The sequence below is a fragment of the Burkholderia sp. Ac-20379 genome, assembly GCF_017104645.1.
Lineage (GTDB): Bacteria > Pseudomonadota > Gammaproteobacteria > Burkholderiales > Burkholderiaceae > Burkholderia.
In genome coordinates this window covers 1-4,053 of the sequence record NZ_JAAGPF010000488.1, presented here as the reverse complement: position 1 = coordinate 4,053, position 4,053 = coordinate 1, and the positions used below count along the sequence as shown (strand labels likewise).

Here is a 4,053-nt window from a genome sequence, read left to right as displayed (position 1 = left end):
ACCCGGAGCGCCGCCGCGCGCTCGGCGGTCTCGCCGCGTTCGGTGCGAGTCTCGCGCTGGCCGGTTGCAGCACCCGCTCGCAGGACAGCGCCGCCGCGCCCGCGCCGCGCAGCGAAGCCGAGCTGCGCGTGGACAGCGCGCTGCGCGAGCAGGTGCGTCACATCGTGGTGATCTATGCCGAGAACCGCAGCTTCGCGAACCTGTACGGCGATTTCCCCGGCGTCGAGACGCCGCTGTCGTCGGTCGCGGCGGCGCGCGCCACCCAGCTCGACCGCGACGGCAAGACGCCGCTGCCCACGCTGCCGGCGATCTGGGGCGGGCTGGTGCCGCAGGCGCAGGAGGTGAACGGCACGCGCTACATGATCGCCGAGCGCGACATCCGGGGCCTGAAGAACGCGCCGTTCCGGATTCCCGACGCGCACGGCAAGCCGCTGCCGAACGGCGTGATCACGCGCGATCTCTGGCATCGCTTCTATCAGAATCAAATGCAGATCAACGCGGGCCGCAACGACCAGTTCGCGGCCTGGGCCGATTCGGGCGGCCTCGTGATGGGGCATTACCGCAACTCGGCCGAGACGCTGAAGCTCTGGCAGCTCGCGCGCGACTACACGCTCTGCGACAACTTCTTCATGGCGGCGTTCGGCGGCTCCTGGCTGAACCACATGTTCCTGATCTCGGCGCAGGCGCCGTTCTATCCCGATATCGCCACCAGCCCGGCCAAGCATCTGGCCTCGGTGGTGGAGGGCGACGATCCGGCCGGCACGCGCCTGAAGCTGGCCGGCGATTCGCCGGCCTCGGCGCTCGACGGCCCGCCGAAGTTCGTCAACGACGGCCTGTTCACGCCCGACGGCTACGCCGTCAACACGATGGCGCCGCCGTACCAGCCGAGCAACGTGCGCCCGCCCGAGGACGGCAATCCGGCCTATGCCGATCCGTCGAACCCGCGCGTGCTGCCGCCGCAGCGCTACGCGACGATCGGCGACCGGCTCTCGGAGAAGGGCGTCGACTGGGCCTGGTACAGCGGCGCGTGGCAATACGCGATCGATCATCGCGACACGGGCATGGTGCCGGACTTCCAGCATCACCATCAGCCGTTCAACTATTTCGTGAACTACGCGCCCGGCACCGAGGCGCGCCGCCGCCATCTGCGCGATGCGGGCCTCGGCGACGATCCGTCCACCAATCGCCTGCTGGCCGACATCGACGCGGGCAAGCTGCCGGCCGTCACGTTCTACAAGCCGCAGGGCAACCTGAACATGCACGCGGGGTATGCGGACGTCGAGTCGGGCGATCGGCATATCTCGACCGTGATCGAGCACATTCGCCGCGGCCCGCAATGGGCCCACACCGTGATCGTGATGACGCACGACGAGAACGGCGGCTGGTGGGATCCGGTCGCGCCGCCGCAGGGCGACCGCTGGGGGCCGGGCTCGCGCATCCCGGCGCTGGTGATCTCGCCGTTCGCGAAGCGCGGGCATGTCGATCACACGCTCTACGACACCAATTCGATCCTGCGCTTCATCAGCCGCGTGCACGGGCTCGCGCCGCTCGACGGCGTGACGAGCCGCGACCGCGCGTTCGCCGCGCGCGGGGCCACGCCGCCGGGGGATCTGCTCAATGCGTTGACGATCGGCGAGGCGGCGGCGTGATGCGCCGCTGAGCGCGCCGCAACGACAACGGGCAGCCGCGATGGCTGCCCGTTTCGTTTGAGCACGCGGCGATTCGCGCCGGGCGTTCAGTGATGCGACATCCGCAGCGTCAGCGCGCCCGCGCCGATCAGCACCGCGCCGCCGCCGTAGCCGAAGCGGCGCTGCGCGTCGGCGCCGGTCAGGCGCGAGGCCGCGTAGCGTGCGAGCCGCGCATAGCAGGCCGCGTTCAGCGCCGCGAGGCAGACGAAGGTCGGCAGCAGCAGCCCGCATTGCGACGCGAAGCTCTGGTGCGGCGAGACGAACTGCGGCACGAACGCGACGAAGAACACGATGCTTTTCGGGTTCAGCGCCGTCACGGTGTAGGCGGCCAGGAAGCGCCGGCCGGCCGATTTCGGCTCGACCGGCACGGTCTGGCGGCCGGCCGCGCGCGCCTGCAGGATCGAGCGCGCGCCGAGATAGATCAGATACGCGCCGCCGGCCAGCTTCAGCGCCGTGAACGCGGTGGCCGAGACGGCCAGCAGCGCGCCCGCGCCGGCCAGCGAGACGGCCATCGCGGTGGTGTCGCCGGCCGCAACGCCGGCCACCGTGCTCCACGACGAGCGGTTGCGGTTGGCCAGCGAATCGCCGATCACGAGCAGGATGGTCGGGCCGGGGATCAACAGCAGCAGGATGCTCGCGCCGGCGAACGCGAGCCAGGTTTCGAGGCTCATCGGGAGGCTCCGGGAAAGAGAGGAAACCTGAGTGATCCACGGCGGCGGCAGGGCTGTCAAGCGGGCAGGAAGCCGGCGCCGGTTTCCGCCCCGTCGTCCGGCTCGAGGTTCAGCCCGAGGTTCAGCCCGAGGTTCAGCCCGTCACGCCGCCGAAGCCGCGGCCGTCACCACCGGCGCACCGGGCCGCAGCGCGGCGTCGAACGCGCGGCACGACGCGCGGAAATGGTCGATCTTCGCCTCGGTATCGGCCGGGAACGCGAGCGGCGCCATCTGCCACGCATCGCGCGGCATCCGCTGGCAGATCGCGTGATCCTCGTCGAACACCTGGCGGTTCATCCGCGCCGTGGCGGCAAGGAACGGCTCGACGATCGCGTCGGCCTGCGCGCCCGTGGTGGGCGCCGCGTAGAGCCGGCTCGTGAAGCGCGTGAAGTTCGCGTCGCCGCCGGCCGGCAGGAAATGCTGGAGCGAATACGAGTAGCCGTAGGTCGACGAAATCATCGTGAACGGGAACAGGTACAGGCTCAGGTAGCCCTCGTACTGGAAATCGATCGAGAACAGGCGGCGCAGCTTCGCCAACTGATTGCGCTGGCGCGCCGCGCCGAGCGGGGCGTACCAGGCCGAATTCGCGCCGTCGTAGCGGTTCTCGCCGTCCTCGAGCGCGAGCGTGCCGAGCGAGCCCGGATGCACCGCGCCGATGTGATACGGCTCCAGCGCGTTTTCCACCGCGAGCGGCCAGTAGCACTGGAAATCGTAGCGGTTCAGGTCGACGCGGCGGTCGATGTTGAACGAGATGTCGGCCACCAGCGGCTCGAACTCGCCGAGCTGGGTGCTCAGGTCCGTCGCCGGGCGGATTCCGACGAACAGGAAATCGCCGCACCAGTCGAGCGCGTAGCGGCGCAGTTGCGCGCGCTCGACCTGGCAATGCCGGAAGCGCTCGCGCTCGGGCACGATCAGTTGCCCATGGCGGTAAGTCCAGCCGTGATAGGCGCAACTGGCCGGCTGGTTGCCGCCGTCGTCGAGATACATGCGCGCGCCGCGGTGCGGGCAGCGGTTGTCGAACGCGACGTAATCGCCGCCGTCGTTGAACACCACGATTTCGCCGGCCGCGCAGTCGAAGCGCACGAAATCGCCGTCGGCCGGCAGTTCGCGCCGGTGCGCCACCAGGTGCCAGTGCCGCGCGACGAGTTCGAGATCGAAATCCATGTCAGAGCTTCTTGGCCGGGGCCGCGTACATCGTCGCGCCGTCGGGCACCTTGCGCATCACCACCGCGCCCGCGCCGATCCGCGTGTCGTGGCCGACCGTCACGCGCGGCAGCACGCGCGCGCCCGAGCCGAAGAACACGCGCTCGCCCACCACCACGTGGCCGGTCAGGTCCACATGCGCGCTGAGCGTGGAGTACGCGCCGAGCGTGACGTCGTGGCCGACGCTCGACAGGATGTTGATGGCGGCGAAATCGCCCACCCGGCAATCGGCCGACAGCACGGCGTGCGGGCAGATCACCACGCCGGTGCCGAGCGTGGCGCGGCGCGCCACCACGGCGCTCGGATGGCGCAGCGAGGCGAAGCGCGCGCCGCGCGCGGCCAGCCGCGCGACCACGCTGGCCTTGTCCTGCGGATCGCCGATGCCGATCAGCACGGCGTCGCCGTCGTCGGGCCGGTAGGCGTCGATGTCGCCGAGCCACGGCAGGTCGTAG

The 4,053-nt window shown here is 70.5% G+C and carries 4 protein-coding genes; 1 reads left to right on the top strand and 3 read right to left on the bottom strand.

The window, feature by feature from the left end:
- Positions 1 to 1,649: acid phosphatase (locus G3N92_RS31785; RefSeq protein ID WP_206131501.1), on the top strand; the 1,649-nt coding region annotated here is incomplete at its 5' end.
- 86 nt (positions 1,650 to 1,735) lie between these two features.
- On the opposite strand, the gene G3N92_RS31780 is transcribed toward G3N92_RS31785, so the two are convergent.
- The 3 genes from G3N92_RS31780 to G3N92_RS31770 form a co-directional block, all read right to left on the bottom strand.
- The gene (locus G3N92_RS31780) at positions 1,736 to 2,359 is read right to left on the bottom strand and encodes a LysE family translocator (protein ID WP_206131500.1); all 624 of its coding nucleotides are present in this window, start codon (positions 2,357 to 2,359) and stop codon (positions 1,736 to 1,738) included.
- A 141-nt stretch (positions 2,360 to 2,500) separates the two neighbouring features.
- Complete coding sequence (locus tag G3N92_RS31775; protein WP_206131499.1) at positions 2,501 to 3,562, bottom strand: Rieske 2Fe-2S domain-containing protein; 1,062 nt, start codon at positions 3,560 to 3,562, stop codon at positions 2,501 to 2,503.
- 1 nt (position 3,563) lies between these two features.
- A partial coding sequence (locus G3N92_RS31770; RefSeq protein WP_206131498.1) for a NeuD/PglB/VioB family sugar acetyltransferase occupies positions 3,564 to 4,053 on the bottom strand: 490 nt, incomplete at its 5' end.